This is a genomic window from Massilia eburnea, from assembly GCF_009720745.1.
In the GTDB taxonomy this organism is placed as follows: domain Bacteria; phylum Pseudomonadota; class Gammaproteobacteria; order Burkholderiales; family Burkholderiaceae_D; genus Rugamonas; species Rugamonas eburnea.
On record NZ_WNKX01000026.1, the window covers coordinates 1 to 22,704 of the forward strand.

Here is a 22,704-nt window from a genome sequence, read left to right on the forward strand (position 1 = left end):
GGCGCTCGCCGCGCAGCGCGCTGGTCGCCACGGGCAGGACGTGCCACGGCCAGTGCACGTGGCGCCGCCGGCCGCTGCACCGGAGCCTCGCCCACGCCAAGCACCGCCATCGCCGCGGCATCCAGCTTGAACACGCTCACCACCTCCATCAAGCGCGCCGCCTGCTCCTCCAGCGCGGCGGATGCCGCCGCCGCCTCCTCGACCAGCGCCGCGTTCTGCTGCGTCACATGGTCCATCTGGCTGATCGCCATGTTGATCTGGTCGATCCCCGCACTTTGCTCCTGCGTGGCCAGGCTGATCTCCGAAATGATGTCGGTCACCCGTTGCACGCTGCTCACAACCTCGCCCATGGTGGCGCCGGCCTCGCCAACCAGCTTGCTGCCGGCGCCGACCTTTTCCACCGAATCCCCGATCAATTGCTTGATCTCCTTCGCCGCCGCCGCTGAGCGCTGCGCAAGGTTACGCACTTCCGAAGCCACCACTGCAAACCCACGCCCCTGCTCACCCGCCCGCGCAGCCTCCACCGCCGCATTCAGCGCGAGGATGTTGGTCTGGAACGCAATCCCATCGATCACGCTGATGATGTCCACGATCTTGCTGGACGACTCATTGATCGAATCCATGGTTTCCACCACGCGCGCCACCACCTCCCCGCCCTTGGCTGCCACCGAGGATGCGGTCTTGGCCAGCTGGTTCGCTTGCTGCGCATTGTCCGTGTTATGCCGGACGGTGGACGTCAGCTCCTCCATCGACGAAGCCGTTTCCTCCAGCGAACTGGCCTGCTCCTCGGTACGGCTGGACAAATCCATATTGCCGGTGGCGATCTCCCTGGTGGCGCTGGCCATGGTATCCGTGCCCTTGCGCACCTGGCCGACCACGCGGATCAAGCCATCGTTCATATCCTTCAGGGCCTGCAGCAACTGCCCGGTTTCCTCGCGCGTATCGATTGCGATATTACTGGTCAGATCGCCCGCCGCCACCGTCTGCGCCACCTTCACCGCGGATTCGATCGGCCGCGTGATCGCCATCGCGATATACCAGGCGACGACGATCGCCAGCGCCATGGCAATCAGCGCAGTAGCCACCATCGCACGCTCCGATGAAACAACGGCGGCAGTGCCGGACTGGATGGATCCAGTCGCGACACGGTCATTCAGCTCGATGATCTTGTTAAGCGTCTGTTCCGCCTTGGCGAACAGCGGCTCGGAGGTGTGGTACTGCTGGTAGAACTGAACGAACAGCTCTTTCTGTTTTGCCTCGTCGCTATTGGCAGCCAGCGCCGTCACAATTCCGCCGAGCTTTGAATCGGCGCCTTTCCAGGCATCCCATTCGCCAACGAACTCCTTCCACAGCACCTCTTCTTCCGCCGTCTGCGGCAAAGGCTCGTACTTTTTCCAGCCCGCCTGCGCCTTGGCCCACGCCGCATCACGCAACTTCGCCACCTGGGCGAACTTGTCCTGCGCCTTGGCGTCGTTTTCATAGATGGCTGCTTGCAGGGTCGCCTTGTCGATGGCCGTCTGCCCCTCGCTCAACACGAGCAGGCCATAGATCGACGGCAGGCGCACGACGCCGATCTCATTGACCGATGCACCAACGGTAGAAATGCCGCGATAGCCGGAAATACCCAATATCGCCAATGCCAGCATCATCACGCCTACCAGCACCGCCAGCTTCCATTTGATCAGGAGGTTCTTGAACATGGCGTCACCCCTTTCCACTGAGACAACTTTGCCAATATTGTTATTTTTGGTGAGATTGTGCCCTTGCTTTTGGAATATCGAATGTTCTTTACCCAACGTCAACGATTTAACGTCGCTGCACGCCATCAATACAACAAAGCATTTTGGCACTGAAGGAACCCACCGTGCTATTTCAACAATCTTGCCGCGCGCCTGCGAGCGAATGCTAGATTGGATTCTCCAACAACCAATCAGCTCGGAGGCCCCATGAAGAAGCTTGTCTGGCAGCTGCTATCGGTCCTGTTCATCGCGATGTGTTCACTTTCCGCTTCCGCAACCGGCTACACCCAAACACGTTATCCCATCGTCCTCGTTCACGGCCTGTTCGGCTTTGACAGCCTTGGCCCGCTTGAATACTTCTACGGCATTCCCGCTGCATTGCGCAGCGGCGGCGCCCAGGTCTACGTGACATCGGTATCCGCCGCCAATAGTACCGAGGTAAGGGGCGAGCAGCTGCTGTTCCAGGTGCGGCAGATCCTCGCCGCCACCGGGGCGGAAAAGGTGCACCTGATTGGGCATAGCCACGGCGGCCCGACATCGCGCTACGTCGCTTCCGTGCGGCCCGACCTGATCGCCTCCGTGACGAGCATTGGCGGCGTCAATAAGGGTTCCAGGGTTGCGGACGTGCTGGTCGGCGCGGCGCCGGACCTGGTGTACAGCGTGGGCGACGCGCTGGGCGGCTTCCTGGACCTGATCAACGGCAGCCCGACGCTTCCGCAAGATGCGCGCGCGGCGGCCCAATCGCTGAGCACCGCCGGCACCGCAGCCTTCAACGCCGTCCATCCCGAAGGCCTGCCGGCGACTGCCTGCGGCGAGGGCGCCTACCAGGTCAATGGCGTGTATTACTTCTCCTGGAGCGGCGCCAAGTCCTATACCAACATCTTTGACCCGGCCGATCCCTTCCTGGCCGTCACGTCCCTGGCTTTTGGCGGCGCCAGGAATGACGGCCTGGTGGCCAGCTGCTCCAGCCATCTGGGACGAGTCATCCGCGACGATTACCGCATGAACCACCTGGACGAAATCAACCAGATGGTCGGCATCACCGACCTGTTTGAAACGAGCCCGGTCACGCTTTTCCGCCAGCACGCCAACCGGCTGCAGGGAATGGGCCTGTGACAGCCAGGGTCCTGTGGGGAATGCTGCTGGCCGCCCTGTTGGCGTTTGCGCTCTGGGCTGCCGGCGCAGGCGGCCCAGCGCCACAGGGCCCCGTTGGCGGGGCCGCGCCGCGACAGCAGCTCCCGGCCTCGCCGCCGGCCCCTTTCGTGCCGTCGATGGCCGGTACCCAGCCGGACGGCCGGGTTCAGGCCACTGGCGACAACCTGCGCATCGACGCCGAATTGCGTCACCTGTTTGACTACTACCTCTCGGCGCTGGGAGAAACGGAGCTTCCTGCCATCCGCGCCGGTATTGAACAGGAGCTCTCCCGGCGCCTGCAGCCCGCTGCCGCCGCCCAGGCCCGACGCCTGCTTGGCCAGTACCTGGCCTACAAACGCGCCCTGTCGGAGGTCGCGGACGGACGGCGCGGGCCGGGTGAAGCCGCTCCCCGCGCCGCGCTGGCCGCAGCAGCCCGCGGCCGGCTGCTCGCCATGCAGTCCGTGCGCCAGCGCTACTTCACCCCAGCCGAAAGCGCAGGCCTGTTTGGCGACAGCGACGCGCGCGACCAGGACGCGGTCGCCCGCCTGGAAGCGATGGATGACAAGACCTTGACGCCGGCCCAGCGCCAGGAACGTCTGGCCGAGGCGGACCGCCGCCTCCCGCCCGAGCTGCGCGAAGAGCGCGAAGCTCCACTGCGAGTGTTAAAACTCGAGCAACAAGTCGCCAGCGCCCGGGCCGCCGGGGCCAGCGAGGACGATATTTACCGCCTGCGCGCCAGCGCCATCGACCCGCAGGCAGCCGGCCGCCTGGCGCAGCTCGACCAGGAGCAGGCCGAATGGCAGCGCCGGATTGCCGCCTACCGCGCCGCAAGCGTCAATTTGGCCGGAAACCAGGCCGCCATCCAGCAGTTGCGGGACCGGCTCTTTACGCCAGGGGAACAAAAACGGCTGGGCGCCTACGAATAAGGGCTTGCACTATAATGTGGGGCCAGCACATTAGAGTCATCTTCGTAAGCGTCACCCCTGCATGCCTTTCGACTTCAAAAAAGCCCTTCCCAAGCCCGGCAACCGCTTTGCGCTGCCGAACCTGTTCGGCTCCGGCGACGCCTATGCGCTGGCGCAAACCGCCCTTGAACTGAAGGCGCGCGGCCAGATGCTGGCCGTGGTCGTGGCCCAGGCCAGCGACGGCCAGCGCCTGCTGGCGGAAATTCCCTGGTTCGCCAACGGCGGCCTGCGCTGCCACCTGCTGCCGGACTGGGAAACCCTGCCATACGACGCATTTTCGCCGCATCAGGACCTGGTATCGGAACGCCTGGCCACCCTGCACGAAATCCAGACCGGCCAGTGCGACGTGGCCATCATCCCCGCCACCACCGCCCTGGTACGCATGGCGCCGCCCTCTTTCCTGGCCGCCTACACCTTCTTCTTCAAGCAAGGCGAGTCGCTGGACGAGGCAAAACTCAAGTCGCAACTGACCCTGGCCGGCTACACCCACGTGGCCCAGGTCATGTCGCCCGGCGAATACTCGGTGCGCGGCGGCCTGATCGACCTGTTCCCGATGGGCTCCTCCCTGCCGTACCGGCTGGACCTGTTCGGCGACACCATCGAAACCATCCGCACCTTCGACGCCGACACCCAGCGCTCGCTATATCCCGTCAAGGAAGTGCGCCTGCTGCCTGGCCGCGAATTCCCGATGGACGAAGCCTCGCGTACCGCCTTCCGCAGCCGCTGGCGCGAAACCTTTGAAGGCGACCCGTCGCGCTCCGTGGTCTACAAGGACATCAGCAGCGGCATCGCCTCCGCCGGCATCGAGTACTACCTGCCGCTGTTCTTTGACGAAACCGCGACCTTCTTCGACTACCTGCCTGCCGAAGCCAGCGTGGCCATGGTGGGCGACATCGACGGCGCCATCAAGCGCTTTTGGGCTGACACCGAATCGCGCTACAGATTCCTGAAGGCCGACCGCGAGCGCCCTATCCTGCCGCCGCAGGATATCTTCCTGGGCGACGAGCAGTTCTTCGTGCTGGCCAAGCCGCACCCACGCATCGCCATTTCACGCGACATGTCGCTGCCATCGTCCGAACTGTCGGCCCCGATCCCGAACATCGCTGTCAACCGCCACCTGGACGACCCGCTGACCAACCTGCGCGCCTACCTGATGCAATCCGGCCGCCGCGTGATGATCTGCGCCGAAACCAATGGCCGCCGCGAGACCCTGCAGCAGTATTTCGCCGAATTCGACCTGTCGCCGGCCCTGATCGAAGGCTTCGATGGTTTCCTCGCCAGCGACGCCAAGGTCGTATTGGGCGTGTCGCCCCTGCATGCCGGTTTTGAACTGGACGACGGCCTGGCCTTCATCACGGAGACCGAACTCTATGCGGGTACCGGCCGCCGCGTCGGCCGCAAGAAGCAGGAAGCCGTCACCCAAGTCGAATCGATGGTGCGCGACCTGTCCGAGCTGAAAATCGGCGATCCGGTAGTGCACATCAACCACGGCATCGGCCGCTATATGGGCTTGGTCAGCATGGACCTGGGCGAAGGCGAGACCGAATTCCTTCACCTGGAATACGCCAAGGAAAGCAAACTGTATGTGCCGGTATCGCAGCTCCACGTAATCTCGCGCTACTCCGGCGCATCTCCGGACGACGCACCGCTGCACACCCTCGGCTCCGGCCAATGGGACAAGGCCAAGCGCAAGGCCGCGGAACAGGTACGCGATACCGCCGCCGAACTGCTCAACCTGTACGCCCGCCGCGCCGCCCGCCTGGGCCATTCGTTCGAGTACTCCTCGCACGACTACGAACGCTTCGCCGACAGCTTCGGCTTCGACGAAACGCCGGACCAGGCGGAAGCCATCGCCAACGTCATCAAGGACATGACCTCCGGTAAACCGATGGACCGCCTGGTGTGCGGCGACGTCGGTTTCGGCAAGACCGAAGTGGCGCTGCGCGCCGCCTTCATCGCCGTCATGGGCGGCAAGCAGGTCGCCATCCTGGCGCCCACGACCCTGCTGGCAGAACAGCACGCACAGACATTCGCCGACCGCTTCGCCGACTGGCCCGTGCGCATCGCCGAAATGTCGCGCTTCCGTACCGGCAAAGAAATCGCCAGCGCCATCAAAGGCATGCAGGACGGCACCCTGGACATCGTGATCGGCACCCACAAGCTGCTGTCGGGCGACGTCAAGTTCGACCGTCTCGGCCTGGTGATCATCGACGAAGAACACCGTTTCGGCGTGCGCCAGAAGGAAGCGCTGAAATCCCTGCGCGCCGAAGTCGACGTGCTGACGTTGACCGCAACGCCGATCCCGCGGACCCTCGGCATGGCGCTGGAAGGATTACGCGATTTCTCCGTGATCGCCACCGCGCCGCAGAAGCGCCTGGCGATCAAGACTTTCGTACGCAGCGAAAACGACTCCATCATCCGCGAAGCCGTGCTGCGGGAACTGAAGCGCGGCGGCCAGGTCTACTTCCTGCACAATGAAGTGGAAACCATCCAGAACCGCCTGGCAAAGCTGACCGAAATGCTGCCGGAAGCGCGCATCGCAGTCGCCCACGGCCAGATGCACGAACGCGACCTGGAAAAAGTAATGCGCGACTTCGTGGCGCAGCGCTACAACATCCTGCTGTGCACCACGATTATCGAAACCGGCATCGACGTGCCGACCGCAAACACGATCATCATGCACCGCGCGGACAAGTTCGGCCTGGCCCAGCTGCACCAGCTGCGCGGCCGCGTCGGCCGTTCCCACCACCAGGCCTACGCCTACCTGCTGGTGACCGACGTGCAAGGACTGACCAAACAAGCGCAGCGCCGCCTCGACGCCATCCAGCAGATGGAAGAACTGGGCTCCGGCTTCTACCTCGCGATGCACGACCTGGAAATCCGCGGGGCCGGCGAAGTGCTGGGCGAAAACCAGTCCGGCGAAATGCTGGAAGTGGGCTTCCAGCTCTATACAGACATGCTGAACGAAGCCGTGCGCGCCCTCAAGGCAGGCAAAGAGCCCGACCTTGCCGCACCGCTGTCCACCACCACCGAAATCAACCTGCACACGCCAGCCCTGCTACCAGCGGACTTCTGTGGCGACGTGCACGAACGCCTGTCGATCTACAAACGCCTGGCCAACTGCGAAACCCAAAACGCTATCGACGACCTGCAAGAGGAGCTGATCGACCGCTTCGGCAAACTGCCCGACCCAGCGAAGGCACTGGTGGAAACCCACCGCCTGCGCATCGCCGCCAAGACCGTCGGCATCGTGAAAATCGATGCCCATTCGGAGGCGGCCAACCTGCAGTTCATGCCCAAGCCGCCGATCGACCCGATGCGTATCATCCACCTGATCCAGAACCAGCGCCATATCAAGCTGAATGGACAGGACAAGCTCAAGATCACAGCGAATATGCCTGACCTGGCGGCCCGCGTGAACCAGATCAAGACCGCCATCAAACAACTGACATGAACAACGACATGACCATGAACCTTGTGCTGCAAGGCGTCGGCGACTGCGCCGCCCGCCTGCAGCGCATCGCCGCCCTGACCGCACCGCAGCGCGTCGTAACGATCAACGAAAGCGCCCTGCGCTGCGAAGGTATCAGCTACACCCCAGCCCTGCGCCAGACCATCGAGATCGCCGCCCAGGCCGCGCAGCTGGATGCCACCTACATGATGGGCGTGCGCCGCCTGGACGAGTTCAAGCTGGTGGCAATGGATATGGATTCGACCCTGATCACCATCGAGTGCATCGACGAAATCGCCGACATGCAAGGCCTCAAGCCACAAGTGGCCGAGATCACCGAAGCCGCCATGCGCGGCGAACTGGATTTCGCGGAGAGCCTGAAGCGCCGGGTCGCCCTGCTGGAAGGCCTGGACGCCTCAGCGCTGGAGCGCGTCTACGAAGAACGCCTGCGCCTGTCGATGGGCGCTGAAGAAATGCTGCAGGCGGTGCAAGCAGCCGGCCTGAAAACCCTGCTGGTGTCCGGCGGCTTCACCTTCTTCACCGACCGCCTGAGGCCGCGCCTCAAGCTCGATTACACCCGCGCCAACGAACTTGAGGTCGTGGACGGCAAGCTGACCGGCAAGGTGATCGGCGAGATCGTCGACGCCGACGTCAAGCGCAAGACCGTCGAACACGTCTGCGCTTCAATGGGCATCCGCACCGAGCAAGCCATCGTCATGGGCGACGGCGCCAACGACCTCAAGATGATGTCGATCGCCGGCCTCTCAGTCGCGTTCCGCGCCAAGCCCGTGGTGCGCGAACAAGCCAGCGTCGCCTTCAACTACGTCGGCCTCGACGGCATCCTCAACCTGCTAACACACTAAAAGTCGGGGTCAGCTCTGGCAATCGGACATTTTAGTCTCGTGAGAAGCCAGAGCTGACCCCGACTTTTAAGCTACAACTCCGCGCTGGCGGAGGGCGGCAATGTCGGCTGCTGCCACGCCCAGCGCTGACAGCACGCTGTCGGTGTGCTCGCCAAGCGTTGGGCCTTGCCAGCGCACTTCGCCTGGGGTTTCGGATAGCTTGGGCACGATGCCGGGCATTTTCACGTGCACGCCATCGGGGAGCTCGGTATCGAGCAGCATGTCGCGCGCCTGGTAGTGCGGGTCGGCGACGATGTCCTTGACCGAATAGATGCGCCCTGCCGGCACTTCCGCGCGTTCCAGCACTGCCAGCACCTCGTCGATCGAGTGCGCGGAGGTCCAGCCGGCGATTGCGGCATCGATTAATGTCTCTTGTGCGGCACGGCCGTCGTTTTGGGCGAATTGCGGGTCTTCCGCCATGTCGGCACGGCCGATCGCGTGCATCAGGCGCTTGTAGATCGGGTTGCTGTTGCCTGCGATGACCACGTAAGAACCATCGCGCGTCGGGTAAGTGTTGGAGGGGGCGATGCCCGGCAAGGCGCCGCCGCTGCGTTCGCGCACGTGTCCCAGCAAGTCGTATTCGGGCACCAGGGATTCCATCAGGTTGAAGACGCTTTCGACCAGCGATACGTCCACCACCTGGCCGTCGCCATTGCCCATCTTGACGCGCAGGACCGACATCAGCGCGCCCATCACCGCGTGCAAGGATGCCAGCGAATCACCGAGGCTTACGCCAACGCGGGCCGGCACGCCGCCCGCTTCGCCAGTGGTGTAGCGGATGCCGCCCATCGCTTCGCCAATCGCACCAAAGCCGGGGCGGTCCTTGTAGGGGCCGGTCTGGCCGTAGCCGGAAATACGCACCATGGTCAATTTCGGGTTCAGCGCATGCAGCACATCCCAGCCCAGGCCCAGTTTTTCCAGCGCGCCGGGTTTCATGTTCTCGATCAGCACGTCGGCGTCAGCGCACAGCTGCTTGACCAGGGCAATGCCTTCCGGCGCTTTCAGGTTGATGGAGATGGATTTCTTGTTGCGCGACTGCAGGTACCACCACAGCGACGTCCCTTTGTGCAGCTTGCGCCATTTTCGGATCGGGTCGCCCTCGCCCGGCGCTTCGACCTTGATCACTTCGGCCCCGAACTCCGCCATCAGCCGCGCCGCGAAAGGCGCCGCGATCAGCGTCCCGATTTCGATAACCTTGATTCCTTGTAACGGACCTGCCATCTGCGCACTCCCCTTGCAATTGCATTATCATTAACGCCTAGTCAAATATTTTAACCGGAGGCGGAAAATGCTGTACAAGGGTAGCTGCCATTGCGGCAACGTGAAGTTCGAAGCGGAAGGTAATATCGAAGGTCTGGTCGCGTGCAACTGCTCGATCTGCCAGCGCAAGGGCGCGCTGATGTGGTTCATCCCCCGCACCAGCCTGAAGCTGCTGACTCCGGAGGAAGACCAGGCCACCTACGTCTTCAACAAACACGTGATCAAGCACCGCTTCTGCCCGAAATGCGGCATCCACACTTATGGCGAGGGCACCGACCCGAAAGGCAACGCCATGGCAGCTGTCAACGCCCGCGTGCTGGAAGATATTGAGCTCGAGGCATTCCCGGTCCAGCATTACGACGGACGCAAACTGTAAGGAGGGGCTATGGCGCAGGAACTGGTTTTCGACGGCCGCACCCAGTCAGCCAAAGACTGGGCTTTCTGGCTTTATCTCGCCCATGGCCTGAGCGTGTTTTTCACGCTGGGCGCCGCGTCCTTCATCCCGCTGATCCTGAATTACGTGAAGCGCGACGACAGCACTGGCACCTTCGTCCACAGCCACCACGGATGGATGATCCGCTCGTTCTGGTGGTACCTGGTGTGGATCTGTGTCGGATGGGCCTTGTTTGCAACGCTGCTCGGCATCCCGCTGGCCTGGCTCGTTTGGGTCGGTGCCTGGCTCTGGAAAATCTACCGTCTGATCCGCGGCATCACTACGCTCAACAACAACGCACCGATCGGCGATTGATAGCATTACACAAGTAACGAGCTGGTCTCATTTACTCTCTGATTATTTATAGGTGCCCATGCTGCCTGGGCGCAGACAGACGCCGGACAAGTTATCATCCCGGCCTTGAAACTTGACCGCAGCATGCAGATGCAACTCGTGTATGACCGCGGCTATTTCAACGGGACCGTGAGCTACATTGACGAAGACCGGCAGAAGGCCGCCGGCCTGTCAGTTGAGTCAGCCGTGGTCCAGGTGGCATTGCGCTAGGAACAGGCAATTCATAAGGTGCGCATGAAGGCCACCAGGTCGGCCTTTTCCGCCGCCGTCAATTTCGTCTCGAGGATCAGGTTGAAGAACTCCACCGTATCCTCGAGCGTCAACAGCCGCCCGTCATGCAGGTAGGGCGGCGATTCCTTGATGCCTCGCAGTGGGAAAGTCTTGATCGGCCCATCGCCCACCATCATCGCGCCCCTCACTTCATGAGGCTTGAAGAAGCGCTCCGTGTGCAGGTTGTGCATCAGGTTGTCGCTGTAGTGCGGCGGCATATGGCAGGTCGCGCATTGCGCTTTACCGAAGAAGAGCGACTGGCCGCGGAGCTCCTGTTCATTAGCCTTGCGCGGATCGAGCTTGCCAGTCACACCGAGTTTCGGTGCCGGCGGGAAATCGAGCAGCTCCTGGAATTCGGCCATGAAGTGCACCTGGCTGCCACGTTCCAGCACATTGACGCCTTTTTTTGTCGCGATCACCGGGTCGCCATCGAAGTAGGCGCCGCGTTGCTCGAATTCGGTAAAGTCTTCTACCGTTTTCAAGGCACGCTGCGAGCCGAACAGCCTTTGCAGGTTTACGCCGCGTAAAGTCGGCGTATCGAGGCGGTGGCGGAATGCTTGCGGCCGGATATCGCCGACCAGGTGGGTAGCGCCGTTTGTGTGGCCGTTGGAATGGCAGTCAAAGCAGCTTACGCCGCGGCTCGGCCTCTCCGAACGCCGGTCTTCGGTCTGGTTGAATTGCTGCTGCGGGAATGGCGTCAGCAGCAAGCGCAGCCCTTCCAGCTGCTTGGGATTGAGGATGCCGTTAAACAGATCGAAGAAATTCTCGATGGTCAGCAGCTTGCCTTTGGAGACATCGCCCAGGTCAGGCCGCGTCGTCAGGAATATGGGCGCAGGGAATTCCGGCAGCAGGTGATCGGGAAAGTCGAACGACAGGTCGAAGCGCGTCAAATCACGCTGCTCCTGCTTCTTGATTTCATCGATATGGAATTGCGGGAAAACCATGCCGCCCTCCGGATGGTTCGGGTGCGGGAGCGGCAGGAAGCCTTGCGGGTACAGTCCTTTATCGCGGATTTCGTCCGGGCTCATTGCGCCCAGCTTATCCCAGGTGACGCCGCGCGGAAGCTTGACCCGTATGCCTCCCTGCACTGGCTTGCCGCGAAACATGGTGACGCCCGCTGCAGGGCGATTCGACAGGTCATAGCGGCTTTCAAGCAAGGCGGCCTGCTCGCGCTGCAAGCCCGCGCGCGCTGCCTTCATCCGCTCAAACGTCGTCTGGAAATCTTCCTTCGCCAACACCGGCAGATAGCTCGTTGGCGGTGCCGCCGAAATCAAACACGCAGCGCCACCCAGCACGGCGCCCACTGCAATCTTTAGAATTTGCATGACGTTCTCCCCTGCTTAATGAACAAGCGGTTCAAGCATATCGGGAAGCGCGGTCGGCCCGCGCACGCAATGCTGGCTACATCAATGCAAGCGCACTTTCGATGTCGGCAATCAAGTCGTCGGGATCTTCGAGGCCGATGTTGAAGCGCACCAGGGCGCCCTTCTCTTTCCAGTTCTTGCGCATGGCCTGGATGCGGTAAGGAATACACAGGCTGTGTGCGCCGCCCCAGCTGTAGCCGATGCCAAACAGCTTCAGCGAATCGACGAAGCGGTCGGTTTGCGCCTCGGTGTACTTCGCGTCGAACAGCACGGAGAACAGGCCGCCAGCGCCGGTGAAATCGCGCTTCCAGTTTTCGTGGCCGGGACAATCTTCAAAGGCAGGATGCAGGACTTTGCTGATCTCCGGGCGCGCCTTGAGCCAGCTCGCCACCTTGCGTGCCGATGCGTCGTGGGTCTCGAAGCGGATTTTCAGCGTCGGCAGGTTGCGCAGCACAAGGTAGGTGTCGTCGGCGCTGACGCCCATGCCCAGCCGCATATGCGCCATGCTCAGTCGTTCGTGCAGCAGCTTGTCGCGGGTGACCAGGCTACCCATCAGCACGTCGGAACCGCCGGATTGGTATTTGGTCAGTGCCTGCATCACGACATCCACGCCCAGGTCGAAGCCGCGCAAGGCCAGGCCGGCGGACCAGGTGTTGTCAAGGGCGACCAGTACGCCCTTCTGTTTGGCCGCGTCGCAGATGGCGCGCAGGTCGGGCACTTCCATCGAAACGGAGCCAGGGGCTTCGGTCCAGATCAGTTTTGTGTTGGGCTGGATCAGTTCCGCGATACCGGCACCGGTCATGGGGTCGTACAGGCGCGCGGTGATGCCGAAATCGCTGGACATCCATTTCGCCAGGTCGCGGTTGGGACTGTAGACGTTATCGGGGAGGAGAACGTCGTCGCCAGATTTCAGCAGGGCGAAATTGCACATGGCGATGGCGGCGAGGCCGCTTGGCGCCAGGAGGCAGTGCGTGCCGCCTTCGATTTCAGCCAGGCGGGCTTCGAGCGTGAACGTGGTGGGCGTGCCGTGCAGGCCGTAGGTATAAGCGTTCTTTTCTTTCCAATCGCCCGAACGCATGGCGGCGACGTTCTTGAACAGGACGGTGGACGCGTGGTGGATGGCGCTGGGGAAGGCCGCGAAGCCTTCGGGCGGCACGTAGTCCGTGTGGATGATTTGGGTTTGGAGGCGCTTTTGGGTCATGCGCTTATTCTAACCCGGTAAACCTGGGTCAGACCCAAGGGTCAGACCCTCAACGGTACAACGGCCGCGGATTCAAACGAATTCCGCGGCCGTCGAGAGACGGGTCTGCCCCTTGGGTCAGACCCCGGTTTTCCGGGTTTACTGCGCCTCACCCCACAAATCGTGAGCGTCCGCAGTGGTGATCTCCACGTCATAGAACTGCCCCACAGCCAGCTTCTTCTTCGGGTCAAACGGACGCTTGACGTGAACAACACCATCAATCTCCGGTGCATCCGCAGCCGAACGGCCAACCGCGCCGCTAGGCGTCAGCTCATCGATCAGCACCTTCACAGTCTTGCCCACCTTGGCCTTCAGGCGGTTGCGCGAAATTTCTTCCTGCAGCAGCATCACTCGGCCACGACGCTCCTCGCGCACTTCATCCGGCACAGGATTCGGCAACTCGTTCGCAGTCGCACCTTCCACCGGCGAATAGGCGAAGCAACCCAGGCGGTCGATCTGCGCTTCCTTCAGGAAGTCCAGCAGATACTCGAACTCCGCTTCGGTCTCGCCAGGGAAGCCGGCGATAAAGGTGGAGCGAATCACCAAGTCAGGGTTCATCTCGCGCCATTTCAGGATACGCTCCAGGTTCTTCTCGCCGGAAGCCGGACGCTTCATGCGCTTCAGCACATCAGGGTGAGCGTGCTGCAGCGGCACGTCCAGGTAAGGCAGGATATGGCCGTCGCCCATCATCGGGATGATTTCATCCACGTGCGGGTACGGGTAAACGTAGTGCAGGCGCACCCACGCGCCATACTGCTTGGCCAGCTCGCCCAGGGCCTGGGTCAGCTGGGTCATATGGGTTTTCACCGGACGGCCGTTCCAGAAGCCGGAGCGGAACTTCACGTCCACGCCGTAGGCGGAAGTGTCCTGCGAGATCACCAGCAGTTCTTTCACGCCGGCCTTGAACAGGTTCTCGGCTTCCAGCATCAGTTCAGCGATCGGGCGCGACACCAGGTCGCCGCGCATCGATGGAATGATGCAGAACGAGCAGCGGTGGTTGCAGCCTTCGGAAATCTTCAGGTAAGCGTAGTGCTTAGGGGTCAGCTTGATGCCTTGTGGCGGCAACAGGTCGATGAATGGTTCGTGCGGCTTTGGCAGGTGGGTGTGCACCTGGGCCATCACTTCGCCCACCGCGTGCGGGCCGGTCACGGCCAGCACTTTCGGGTGCACCTTCTGGATGATGTCGTCGCCGTCTTTGTCTTTCTTCGCGCCCAGGCAGCCGGTCACGATGACCTTGCCGTTTTCAGCCAGCGCTTCGCCGATGGCGTCCAGCGATTCCTGCACGGCGGCGTCGATGAAGCCGCAGGTATTCACGATCACGAGGTCGGCGCCGTCGTAGGACTTGGCGGTTTCGTAGCCCTCAGCACGCAGCTGGGTCAGGATCTGTTCGGAGTCGACCAGCGCCTTCGGGCAGCCGAGGGAAACAAAGCCTACTTTTGGAGCTGGAGTGCCGTCGGCGGGAGTGATGCGGGTGATTTGCTTGGATTGCATGGCAGAAAGCTGATGATGATTCAGGGCAATCTGCCATTATACCAAAACCCTACACCAAAACCGGTAAACCTCGGTCTGGCCCTGCGGGTCAGACCCAGAGTTGCCGCTTTACTTTTTCTCCGCCGGCGGCGCAGCAAACGGGAACGTGCCAAAGATATTCTTGCTCTGATTCTGCATTTGCTCCTGCATCTGCACAAACAAGCTCTTGGACTGGTCAATATAGTTATTCATCATGCCCTGCATGATTGGCGCCTGCACATTCATGAACTGGGTCCACATTTCCGGGCTAAAAGTCTTGCCATCGAAAGTTGCGGCGCCCTGGGTGAATTTGCGCTGGATATCGGTAAATGCCTGGATATTTTTTTCCAGGTAAGAACCCATCATGCCCTGCATCGCATGCCCGTAGAAGCGGATGATCTGGGCCAGTACATCGGTCGAAAACATCGGGACACCGCTCGCTTCCTCTTCCAGGATAATCTGGAGCAGAATGCTGCGAGTCAGGTCTTCATTCGTCTTGGCATCCACGACCGTGAATTCCTCGGCGTCGAGCACGAGTTGTTTCACATCCGTCAAGGTAATGTAAGAACTGGTCTGCGTATCGTAAAGACGGCGATTGGGGTATTTCTTAATCAAACGTTCAGTACTTTTCTTAGCACTACTCATCACTGTGTCCCGTTGATAATATTTGCAACCCCATTATAGGGCGAAAAAAAAGCTTTTGGCACGACAATATTGCATTGCAACTTAATGTTACCAAAAATCAATCAGCCTTAGCCTTTACATAACGGCCCGGAGCCGCCTCGATTGGGGCATATTGTGCGTTTCCGAGCTTGGTGCGCGCCTTCACATCCTTGCCACCATGGGCTGCCAGGAACTCAGACCATTCCCCCCACCAACTGCCGGGATGCTCGGTCGCGCCGTTGAACCACTCTTCATGCGAGGCTGGACGGGCTTCATTGGTCCAGTAGCTGCGCTTTTTCTTGGCCGCAGGGTTGATCACGCCGGCAATGTGGCCGGAAGCCCCGAGGATGAACTTGTTCAGCTCCGGGTTCTTGTTGTTCAGGATCTTGGTGGACTGGTAAGCCGAATTCCAGGGCACGATGTGGTCTTCACGCGAAGCGTAGATGAACGCAGGCGCAGCAATTTTCGACAAATCGACCTTCTCGCCGGCCACCTTCAGCTTGCCGGGAACCTTCAGGCTGTTTTCCAGGTAGGTGTTGCGCAGGTACCAGCAGAACATTGGTCCCGGCAGATTGGTCGAGTCGGAATTCCAGTAAAGCAAGTCAAAAGGCGGCGGTTCATTGCCCTTCAGGTAGTTCGACTGCACATAGTTCCAGACCAGGTCGTTTGGACGCAGGCTGGAGAACGTACTGGCCAGGTCGCGGCCCGGCATCAAGCCGCCCGACTTCAGAGTCTGCTCGCGCAGCTGGACTTGCGCCTCGTCGACGAAGACGTTCAGCACGCCGGTGTCGGAGAAATCGAGGAAAGTGGTCAGCAGGGTAACGCCGGCGGCCGGCTGCTCACCGCGCGCCGCCAGCACAGCCAGAGCGGTCGACAGCAAGGTGCCGCCAACGCAGAAGCCCAGCACGTTCAGTTTGTCCTGCTTCGTGATGTCGCGGGCGATGTTGATTGCGTTGATCGCGCCCTTTTCGATGTAATCGTCCCAGGTGGTGCCAGCCAGCGATTGGTCCGGATTGCGCCAGGACACCAGGAATACGGTATTGCCCTGCTCCACCGCATAACGCACCAGCGAGTTCTCCGGCTGCAAGTCGAGGATGTAGTACTTGTTAATACAAGGCGGCACCATCAGCAGCGGGCGCTCGTGCACGGTCTTGGTCAGCGGGGTGTACTGGATCAGCTGGAACAGCTCGTTCTCGTACACCACCTGGCCCTCGGTGGTCGCCAGGTTGCGGCCCACTTCGAACGCCTTTTCATCGGACAGGGAAATATGGCCCTTCTGGATATCGCCCAGCAGGTTGGCCAGGCCCTTGGTCAGGCTTTCGCCCTTGGTTTCGATCAGTTTCTGGTGCGCTTCCGGATTCGTTGCCAGGAAGTTGGCGGGTGACATGGCGTCTACTACCTGCTGCACCGCGAAACGGATTTTCTGCTTTTGCTGCGGGCTTGCATCAACGGCTTCCGCCATCTGCATGAGGAATTTGCTGTTTAGCAGGTATGATGCCGCGTTGAACGCTGACACTGGATTGCCCTGCCAGGCCTCGGACGAGAAGCGGCGGTCTTTCAGCGCTGGCGCCTTGCCGGTCAGGAATTCCTGCCACAGTGCCCCGAACTCGCCCATATAATCGTTGCGCAGCTGCTCCATCGCTTCGGGACGGACGGTCGCACCGGCCTCGCGCAGCAGCGCGGCGCCGGGAACGGCATCCATCTCCGGCATCATCTTGAACCAGGATTGCCATTGGTTCGGATCGCTGATTTGCGCCATCCATGCGTTTGCGAAGGCTTGCGGGTCGGGCATGTTCATTTTTTTGAGTCCGTTCAAATATTAAAAAGACTGCTTATGTTGATTGTTGCTGTTGCCTGGCTCTACGTCACTGTGCTGATGGCGTTCACGGAACCTACCGTGATCGCCGGCATAATGACTTTCCTGCTGTATGGCGTGTTGCCATTGGGAATACTATTTTATCTAACAGGCGGCAAGCGCCGCAAACGCAAACGGGCAGCCGAAGCCGCCCGTCGTGAACAACCGCCTACTCCTTGATCCAGATCAAACTCGCCTGGCGCCCCGTGACCTTGTCACGGCGGTAGGAATAGAAGCGGCTGGCATCCGTCACGGTGCAAAAGCCGCCGCCCGCCACGTCCGTCACGCCTACCCGGCGCAATGCCTGCCGCGCCAGCGAATAAATATCGGCCAGGTACTTGCCGGGCAAGCCCTCCCGCGCCACGAACGCCGAGCGCAGCGCGGCTTCGGCAGCAGGGTCGCCGCCAGCGCCGGCCAGGAAAGCCGCCAGCACATCCTCGCCGACCTCAAACTCCTGCGGCCCGATGGCCGGACCGAGCCAGGCAATGATCTCGCCGCCTTCGGCTCCCGCTTCAGCACGCATGGCATCGACCGTCGCTTCGAGTACGCCACCGGCCAGGCTGCGCCAGCCCGCATGGGCAGCGCCGACAACGGTACCCGCACGATTGGTCAACAGCACCGGCAGGCAGTCAGCGGTCTGGATGGCGCACACGGCGCCCGGCATGGCCGCGATGCTGGCATCGGCCACAGGCACTTCACCACGGCCGATGCGGTCCGCCCGCGTCACCGCCGTGCCATGGACCTGCGACAGCCAGGCCGGCTCGCTCGGCAATCGCCCTTTGATGATCGCCCGGTTGAAGGCGACGTTGGCCGGATCGTCGCCAACGTGGACGCCGAGGTTCAAGCCGCCGCCTGCCGTGGGGATCTCCTGCGGGCCCGGCCCATAAGGCCCCGTGCTCACGCCGCCGCGCCGCGTGGTGCAGACAAAACCGATATTGGCCGGCGCGCCGGGCCACTCGGGCGCCAGCCATTGCGCTCCTTGGAAAGAATGCTGCATTTATTCGTCGTCGAATTCGTCGTCGTAGATATCGTAGTCTTCGTACTCGCCATGCTCCGAAGCAGCGGCGGACAAGACGGACTCGTCCGGTTCTTCAATGCCGGCACGCTCCATCAATTCCTTGAAGTCATCCGCCAGCGGCACAACCCACTCCATCTGCTCGCCGTTCGCCGGATGCACCAGGCCCAGGCGGCGCGCCTGCAGCGCCTGGCGCGGGAACACGCTGGCCATATGCTGCTTGCCATACACCTGGTCGCCGATCAGCGAGAAGCCCAGGTGCGCCATGTGGACACGGATCTGGTGGGTACGGCCAGTCTCCAGGCGGCACTGCACCAGCGATACCGGGCGGCCGTCCAGGGTACCTTCCGCCAGGCGCTGGTAGTGGGTGATTGCCGGTTTCGACCCCATGCTGGTGGAAACGGCCATTTTCACGCGGTCTTTCTGGTCGCGGCCCATGGACGCGTCGATGGTGCCGCTCAGGCGCGGGGTGCCCCACACGATACACCAGTAGACGCGCTTCACGGTGCGCGCCTGCAGCTGGCGCACGAGGTCGGTCTGGGTCGGCAGGTCCTTGCCGACCACCATCAGGCCGCTGGTGTCCTTGTCCAGGCGGTGCACGATGCCGGCGCGCGGTACGCCGCCCAGTTGCGGCCAGCGGAACAGCAGTCCATTCAGCATGGTGCCGGACCAGTTGCCGGCGCCCGGATGCACGACCAGGCCGGCCGGCTTGTTAATCACCAGCAGGTTGTCGTCTTCGAAAACGATATCAAGGGGGACGTCTTCCGGGGTGAACGCCACGTCTTCCGGCGCCGGCTGCGGGATCACCAGGATTTTCTCATCGCCATACACGGTGGCGCGGACTTTGGCCGGCTTGCCATCGACGGTAATATGGCCTTCTTCGATCCAGGATTGCAGGCGGCCGCGCGAAAACTGGGGCACCAGGCGCGCAACAACCTTGTCCAGGCGCTCGCCGCAGTCGGTTTTGCTCAATTCCAGTTCGATCGGCGCGAGAGGGTCGGCCGTTAAATCACCTTCAAAATCGGCGTCAAATTCATTATCAGGCAATTGTTCTGCCGAATTCATCTCAGGTTTCAATATCACAGCATTCCCATCGGCTATAATCAGCCAAGTTTAGTATTTTGGTTAACGATTCCTTGCACATCAACATGCAAAAAAAATTATCAGTAGTTGCAGCAACTGTCGTACTGCTTAGTTTGTCAGCTTGTGGCCTGTTACCAGATCGTGCGGACGAAACGCGCGGGTGGTCCGCAACGAAATTATACTCGGAGGCCAAGGATGAACAGGCCAGCGGCAACTATGAACGTGCCGTCCAGCTGTTCGAACGTCTCGAATCGAGCTACCCGTTCGGTACTTATGCGCAGCAGGCGCAGATGGAAATCGCCTATTCCCAGTACAAGGCACAAGACCAGGCACAGGCTCTGGCGGCTGTTGAGCGCTTCATCAAGCTGCACCCGAACCACCCGAACGTGGACTATATGTACTACCTGCGCGGCCTGGTCAATTTCAACGATTCCATCGGCCTGCTGAACTTCCTGTACGAGCAGGATCCTGCAGAACGCGACCAGAAGGCTACCCGTGAAGCGTTCGCCGCCTTCAAGGCGCTGGTCGAGAAGTTTCCCGATAGCAAGTACACGCCGGACGCACTGGAGCGCATGCGCTACCTGATCAATGCAATGGCCAAGTATGAGATTTACGTAGCGCGTTATTACTACCGTCGCGGCGCTTACCTGGCGGCGATCAACCGCGCCCAGGGTGTGCTGACCGATTTTGCGGACTCGCCGTCGAACGAAGAAGCGCTGGCCATCATGTATCGTGGCTACGACAAGATGGGTAACGTGTCGCTGCGTGACGATACCAAGCGCGTGTTCGAGAAGAACTACCCTGGCAGCAAGATGCTGGCGGATGACGGGCAAAAGAAGACTGCCTGGTATCACTTCTGGTAAAACCCGGTAAATCTGGGTCAGACCCAAGCCGGATGGCCGTCCCGTCTGACCCAAGTATGCTGAAGCCGCCGGCCATTGATCAGACAGGGTCTGACCCTTGGGTCTGACCCAGGTTTACCGGGTTCAGGCGGCAAGCCTGCGGCGGAAAATCCAGGTCGTATCGTTCGAGGCGTCCGCCTCAAATTTATAGCCATCCACGTCGAACTTCTTCAGTTTTTTCGGATCGGTGATATTGTTCACCGCCGCATAGCGCGCCAGCATGCCGCGGGCCCGCTTGGCGAAGAAGGAAATGATCTTGTATTTGCCGCCTTTCCAGTCCTCAAAGACCGGCGTAATCACCGGCATATTCAATTTCTTCGGCTTGACCGACTTGAAGTACTCGTCCGAAGCCAGGTTCACCAGCACCGGCGAGCCCTCCTGGTTCAGCGCCTCGGTAATCATGTCGCCCCAGAATTCATAAAGGTTCTTGCCGCGCGGGTTCTGCAAGCGGGTACCCATTTCCAGGCGATGCGGATGGATCAGGTCGAGCGGCTTGAGCATGCCGTACAGGCCTGAGAGGATGCGGATGCGCGACTGGGTGTAATCGAGCTGTTTGGCCGACATGGACCGCGCATTCAGCCCGTCGTAGACGTCGCCGTTGAAGGTCATGACAGCCTGGCGCGCCTCGCTGGTGTCCTTGGTCCAGGATGCATAGCGAGCAACGTTCAGGGTCGACAGCGCATCCGACAGCTCCATCAGCTCGCCCAGCTGGTTGGGCGAAAAAGCACGCAGGCGCTCGATCAGCTGCTCTGAATGGTCAAGGAACGCAGGCTGCGTTGCGAGCCTGGTGGTTGGCGGGGTTTCCAGGTCAAGACTTTTTGCGGGCGACAGCACAATCAGCATAAGATTCAAAATCCAAAACGAAAAACTTCGACATGATACCTGTTCCACCAAATATTTCACCCAAGCGCATCGTCATCGACACCAACGTCTGCCTCGACCTGTTCGTGTTCCAGGACCCGCGCTGGGCTTCCCTGTTGGCTGCAATCGAAAGCGGCGCGGTCGAAGCGATTACGCGTGCCGACTGCCGCGCAGAATACTTGTACGTATTGAACTACCCTCACCTGCCGCTGGACGAAACCACGCGCCCCGCCAGCGCCGCCCGTTTCGACCAGTACATCAAGGTGGTGCAGCCGCCGGAATCGGGCGCGCGACTGCCGGTATGCACGGACCGCGACGACCAGAAGTTCCTCGAACTGGCGCGTGATGCGCAAGCCGACATCCTGATCACCAAGGACAAGGCCCTGCTCAAGCTGGCCAAGCGGCTGGCGAAAGCCGGCATGTTCAAGGTCATGCAACCGGAAAAGTGGACACTGGAAGCTTGACTTTTAAGATTTACCCTTAGGGCAACACTTGTTTTAATCGGCTGCGCTAGAATGGAAAAAAAGTCCATTTTCCACGCACGATGAAACAGCTGATTTCCCGCCTGCCGCATATCGGCACTACTATTTTTTCGCGCATGTCCTCGCTGGCCGCGCAGCACGGCGCTGTCAACCTGGGCCAGGGGTTTCCTGATTTTGCCTGCGATCCAAAACTGATCGATCAGGTCACCATCGCCATGCGCGAAGGCTACAACCAATACCCAACCGGCATGGGCGCGCTCGAACTGCGCCAGGCGATCGTCGACAAAATCCAGCGCATCTACGGGCACCGCTACGACGTCAACGCTGAAGTCACCGTCACTCCCGGCGCCACCGAAGCGCTGACAACCGCCATCCTGTGCAGTGTGCATCCCGGCGATGAAGTGATCGTGATCGAGCCGGCTTACGACAGCTACCTGCCTGCCATCGAGCTGGCCGGCGGCGTCCCGGTACTGGTGCAGATGCAGCTCGACGCGCATGGCGGCTTTAGCGTACCGTGGGCGCGCGTCGAGGCAGCAGTCACGCCGCGCACGCGCATGATCATCATCAACACGCCGCACAATCCGACCGGCAGCGTGCTGCGCGCGGCGGACATGGCCGCACTTGGGGATATCGTACGCGACACCGACATCCTGATCCTGTCGGACGAAGTCTATGAACACATGGTTTATGACGGACAGCGCCATGAATCGATGTGCCGTTATCCCGAACTGGCCGAGCGTTCGTTTGTGGTCTCCAGTTTTGGCAAGACTTACCATGTCACCGGCTGGAAAGTAGGATACGTCGCGGCACCGGCGATGATGACCCTTGAATTCCGCAAGATCCACCAGTACAACGTCTTTTCGGTGAACACGCCGATGCAGCACGGGATTGCCAGCTATATGGAGGATCCCGCGCCCTACACCGGCCTGCCCGCCTTTTACCAGCGCAAGCGCGACCTGTTCCGCAAAGGGCTGGAAGGCAGCCGTTTCGAGTTGCTGCCTGCCGATGGCACCTACTTCCAGTGCGTGCGCTATGACCGCATTTCCGCGCAATCCGAAGCACAATTTGCGGAATGGCTGACCAGCGAGATCAAGGTCGCGGCGATCCCGGTTTCCGCTTTCTACCGGGACGGCAAGGATTCAGGCATTGTGCGCTTCTGCTTTGCCAAAAAGGACGAGACGCTTGCGCTGGCACTGGAGCGGCTGGCGCGCGTGTAACAAAC

At 61.1% G+C, this 22,704-nt stretch carries 21 protein-coding genes; 11 read left to right on the forward strand and 10 right to left on the reverse strand.

The genetic code is table 11. The features are described 5' to 3' along the window. A partial coding sequence (locus tag GM658_RS24115) for a methyl-accepting chemotaxis protein (protein WP_155456618.1) occupies nucleotides 1–1,700 on the reverse strand: 1,700 nt, incomplete at its 3' end. A 246-nt stretch (nucleotides 1,701–1,946) separates the two neighbouring features. Here GM658_RS24115 and GM658_RS24120 point away from each other — a divergent pair. From GM658_RS24120 to serB, 4 genes are all read left to right on the forward strand, one after another. Continuing rightward, the gene (locus tag GM658_RS24120; RefSeq protein WP_155456619.1) at nucleotides 1,947–2,855 is read left to right on the forward strand and encodes a lipase family alpha/beta hydrolase; all 909 of its coding nucleotides are present in this window, start codon (nucleotides 1,947–1,949) and stop codon (nucleotides 2,853–2,855) included. After that, complete coding sequence (locus GM658_RS24125; RefSeq protein WP_155456620.1) at nucleotides 2,852–3,799, forward strand: lipase secretion chaperone; 948 nt, start codon at nucleotides 2,852–2,854, stop codon at nucleotides 3,797–3,799. Before GM658_RS24120 ends, GM658_RS24125 begins: the two co-directional genes overlap by 4 nt. Before the next feature lie 61 nt (nucleotides 3,800–3,860). Further along, the gene (gene mfd, locus GM658_RS24130; protein ID WP_155456621.1) at nucleotides 3,861–7,292 is read left to right on the forward strand and encodes a transcription-repair coupling factor; all 3,432 of its coding nucleotides are present in this window, start codon (nucleotides 3,861–3,863) and stop codon (nucleotides 7,290–7,292) included. 14 nt (nucleotides 7,293–7,306) lie between these two features. Next, nucleotides 7,307–8,152, forward strand: a complete 846-nt coding sequence (gene serB / locus GM658_RS24135) for a phosphoserine phosphatase SerB (protein WP_155456670.1) — start codon at nucleotides 7,307–7,309, stop codon at nucleotides 8,150–8,152. Between the two features lie 66 nt (nucleotides 8,153–8,218). On the opposite strand, the gene GM658_RS24140 is transcribed toward serB, so the two are convergent. Continuing rightward, complete coding sequence (locus GM658_RS24140; protein ID WP_155456622.1) at nucleotides 8,219–9,412, reverse strand: CaiB/BaiF CoA transferase family protein; 1,194 nt, start codon at nucleotides 9,410–9,412, stop codon at nucleotides 8,219–8,221. Between the two features lie 67 nt (nucleotides 9,413–9,479). On the opposite strand from GM658_RS24140, the gene GM658_RS24145 reads away from it, so the two are divergent. The 3 genes from GM658_RS24145 to GM658_RS29575 all read left to right on the forward strand — a co-directional run bounded on the left by GM658_RS24145 (nucleotide 9,480) and on the right by GM658_RS29575 (nucleotide 10,448). After that, the gene (locus tag GM658_RS24145; RefSeq protein ID WP_155456623.1) at nucleotides 9,480–9,827 is read left to right on the forward strand and encodes a GFA family protein; all 348 of its coding nucleotides are present in this window, start codon (nucleotides 9,480–9,482) and stop codon (nucleotides 9,825–9,827) included. A 9-nt stretch (nucleotides 9,828–9,836) separates the two neighbouring features. Further along, a complete protein-coding gene (locus GM658_RS24150; protein WP_155456624.1) occupies nucleotides 9,837–10,199 on the forward strand; it encodes a DUF4870 family protein in 363 nt (120 codons plus the stop codon). Nucleotides 10,200–10,322: 123 nt separating this feature from the next. Next, entirely contained in the window at nucleotides 10,323–10,448 is a 126-nt protein-coding gene (locus GM658_RS29575; RefSeq protein WP_267874999.1) for a hypothetical protein, read from the forward strand. An 11-nt stretch (nucleotides 10,449–10,459) separates the two neighbouring features. Here the strand turns inward: GM658_RS29575 and GM658_RS24155 are convergent, their stop codons facing one another. The 5 genes from GM658_RS24155 to phaC all read right to left on the reverse strand — a co-directional run bounded on the left by GM658_RS24155 (nucleotide 10,460) and on the right by phaC (nucleotide 17,082). Further along, the gene (locus GM658_RS24155; protein ID WP_155456625.1) at nucleotides 10,460–11,833 is read right to left on the reverse strand and encodes a cytochrome B6; all 1,374 of its coding nucleotides are present in this window, start codon (nucleotides 11,831–11,833) and stop codon (nucleotides 10,460–10,462) included. A 76-nt stretch (nucleotides 11,834–11,909) separates the two neighbouring features. Continuing rightward, nucleotides 11,910–13,073, reverse strand: coding sequence for a cystathionine beta-lyase (locus GM658_RS24160; protein WP_155456626.1), 1,164 nt, complete (start codon nucleotides 13,071–13,073; stop codon nucleotides 11,910–11,912). A gap of 138 nt (nucleotides 13,074–13,211) precedes the next feature. Then, nucleotides 13,212–14,603 carry a 30S ribosomal protein S12 methylthiotransferase RimO gene (rimO, locus tag GM658_RS24165; protein ID WP_155456627.1) on the reverse strand — a complete coding sequence of 464 codons (1,392 nt, stop codon included), beginning with the start codon at nucleotides 14,601–14,603 and terminating at the stop codon, nucleotides 13,212–13,214. Between the two features lie 108 nt (nucleotides 14,604–14,711). Further along, a complete protein-coding gene (phaR, locus tag GM658_RS24170) occupies nucleotides 14,712–15,266 on the reverse strand; it encodes a polyhydroxyalkanoate synthesis repressor PhaR (RefSeq protein WP_155456628.1) in 555 nt (184 codons plus the stop codon). 97 nt (nucleotides 15,267–15,363) lie between these two features. Beyond that, on the reverse strand, nucleotides 15,364–17,082 hold the full coding sequence (phaC, locus tag GM658_RS24175) for a class I poly(R)-hydroxyalkanoic acid synthase (RefSeq protein ID WP_155456629.1): 1,719 nt from the start codon (nucleotides 17,080–17,082) through the stop codon (nucleotides 15,364–15,366). A gap of 36 nt (nucleotides 17,083–17,118) precedes the next feature. On the opposite strand from phaC, the gene GM658_RS24180 reads away from it, so the two are divergent. Beyond that, on the forward strand, nucleotides 17,119–17,319 hold the full coding sequence (locus GM658_RS24180; RefSeq protein ID WP_155456630.1) for a hypothetical protein: 201 nt from the start codon (nucleotides 17,119–17,121) through the stop codon (nucleotides 17,317–17,319). Here GM658_RS24180 and pgeF read toward each other — a convergent pair. Then, nucleotides 17,309–18,136, reverse strand: a complete 828-nt coding sequence (pgeF, locus tag GM658_RS24185; protein ID WP_155456631.1) for a peptidoglycan editing factor PgeF — start codon at nucleotides 18,134–18,136, stop codon at nucleotides 17,309–17,311. The two genes, GM658_RS24180 and pgeF, sit on opposite strands and share 11 nt — an antisense overlap. Further along, nucleotides 18,137–19,219: an RluA family pseudouridine synthase gene (locus tag GM658_RS24190; RefSeq protein ID WP_155456632.1), complete on the reverse strand. Its 1,083-nt coding sequence runs from the start codon at nucleotides 19,217–19,219 to the stop codon at nucleotides 18,137–18,139. Nucleotides 19,220–19,302: 83 nt separating this feature from the next. Between GM658_RS24190 and GM658_RS24195 the strand changes: the two genes are divergently transcribed. Next, nucleotides 19,303–20,100 (forward strand): outer membrane protein assembly factor BamD, encoded by a 798-nt coding sequence (locus GM658_RS24195; RefSeq protein ID WP_155456633.1) that lies wholly within the window; start codon nucleotides 19,303–19,305, stop codon nucleotides 20,098–20,100. Between the two features lie 123 nt (nucleotides 20,101–20,223). Here the strand turns inward: GM658_RS24195 and yaaA are convergent, their stop codons facing one another. After that, nucleotides 20,224–20,982 carry a peroxide stress protein YaaA gene (yaaA, locus tag GM658_RS24200; protein ID WP_155456634.1) on the reverse strand — a complete coding sequence of 253 codons (759 nt, stop codon included), beginning with the start codon at nucleotides 20,980–20,982 and terminating at the stop codon, nucleotides 20,224–20,226. Between the two features lie 32 nt (nucleotides 20,983–21,014). On the opposite strand from yaaA, the gene GM658_RS24205 reads away from it, so the two are divergent. Continuing rightward, complete coding sequence (locus GM658_RS24205) at nucleotides 21,015–21,464, forward strand: putative toxin-antitoxin system toxin component, PIN family (protein ID WP_155456635.1); 450 nt, start codon at nucleotides 21,015–21,017, stop codon at nucleotides 21,462–21,464. A gap of 80 nt (nucleotides 21,465–21,544) precedes the next feature. Beyond that, a complete protein-coding gene (locus GM658_RS24210; protein ID WP_155456636.1) occupies nucleotides 21,545–22,699 on the forward strand; it encodes a pyridoxal phosphate-dependent aminotransferase in 1,155 nt (384 codons plus the stop codon). Nucleotides 22,700–22,704: the final 5 nt, after the last annotated feature.

Bases quoted from the DNA above. Each gene is read 5' to 3' on its own strand.
- GM658_RS24120 (WP_155456619.1), top strand. From the start codon at position 1,947: ATGAAGAAGCTTGTCTGGCAGCTGCTATCGGTCCTGTTCATCGCGATG.
- mfd (WP_155456621.1), top strand. From the start codon at position 3,861: ATGCCTTTCGACTTCAAAAAAGCCCTTCCCAAGCCCGGCAACCGCTTT.
- serB (WP_155456670.1), top strand. From the start codon at position 7,307: ATGAACCTTGTGCTGCAAGGCGTCGGCGACTGCGCCGCCCGCCTGCAG.
- GM658_RS24140 (WP_155456622.1), bottom strand. From the start codon at position 9,412: ATGGCAGGTCCGTTACAAGGAATCAAGGTTATCGAAATCGGGACGCTG.
- GM658_RS24145 (WP_155456623.1), top strand. From the start codon at position 9,480: ATGCTGTACAAGGGTAGCTGCCATTGCGGCAACGTGAAGTTCGAAGCG.
- GM658_RS24150 (WP_155456624.1), top strand. From the start codon at position 9,837: ATGGCGCAGGAACTGGTTTTCGACGGCCGCACCCAGTCAGCCAAAGAC.
- GM658_RS29575 (WP_267874999.1), top strand. From the start codon at position 10,323: ATGCAGATGCAACTCGTGTATGACCGCGGCTATTTCAACGGGACCGTG.
- GM658_RS24155 (WP_155456625.1), bottom strand. From the start codon at position 11,833: ATGCAAATTCTAAAGATTGCAGTGGGCGCCGTGCTGGGTGGCGCTGCG.
- GM658_RS24160 (WP_155456626.1), bottom strand. From the start codon at position 13,073: ATGACCCAAAAGCGCCTCCAAACCCAAATCATCCACACGGACTACGTG.
- rimO (WP_155456627.1), bottom strand. From the start codon at position 14,603: ATGCAATCCAAGCAAATCACCCGCATCACTCCCGCCGACGGCACTCCA.
- phaR (WP_155456628.1), bottom strand. From the start codon at position 15,266: ATGAGTAGTGCTAAGAAAAGTACTGAACGTTTGATTAAGAAATACCCC.
- phaC (WP_155456629.1), bottom strand. From the start codon at position 17,082: ATGAACATGCCCGACCCGCAAGCCTTCGCAAACGCATGGATGGCGCAA.
- GM658_RS24180 (WP_155456630.1), top strand. From the start codon at position 17,119: ATGTTGATTGTTGCTGTTGCCTGGCTCTACGTCACTGTGCTGATGGCG.
- pgeF (WP_155456631.1), bottom strand. From the start codon at position 18,136: ATGCAGCATTCTTTCCAAGGAGCGCAATGGCTGGCGCCCGAGTGGCCC.
- GM658_RS24190 (WP_155456632.1), bottom strand. From the start codon at position 19,219: ATGAATTCGGCAGAACAATTGCCTGATAATGAATTTGACGCCGATTTT.
- GM658_RS24195 (WP_155456633.1), top strand. From the start codon at position 19,303: ATGCAAAAAAAATTATCAGTAGTTGCAGCAACTGTCGTACTGCTTAGT.
- yaaA (WP_155456634.1), bottom strand. From the start codon at position 20,982: ATGCTGATTGTGCTGTCGCCCGCAAAAAGTCTTGACCTGGAAACCCCG.
- GM658_RS24205 (WP_155456635.1), top strand. From the start codon at position 21,015: ATGATACCTGTTCCACCAAATATTTCACCCAAGCGCATCGTCATCGAC.
- GM658_RS24210 (WP_155456636.1), top strand. From the start codon at position 21,545: ATGAAACAGCTGATTTCCCGCCTGCCGCATATCGGCACTACTATTTTT.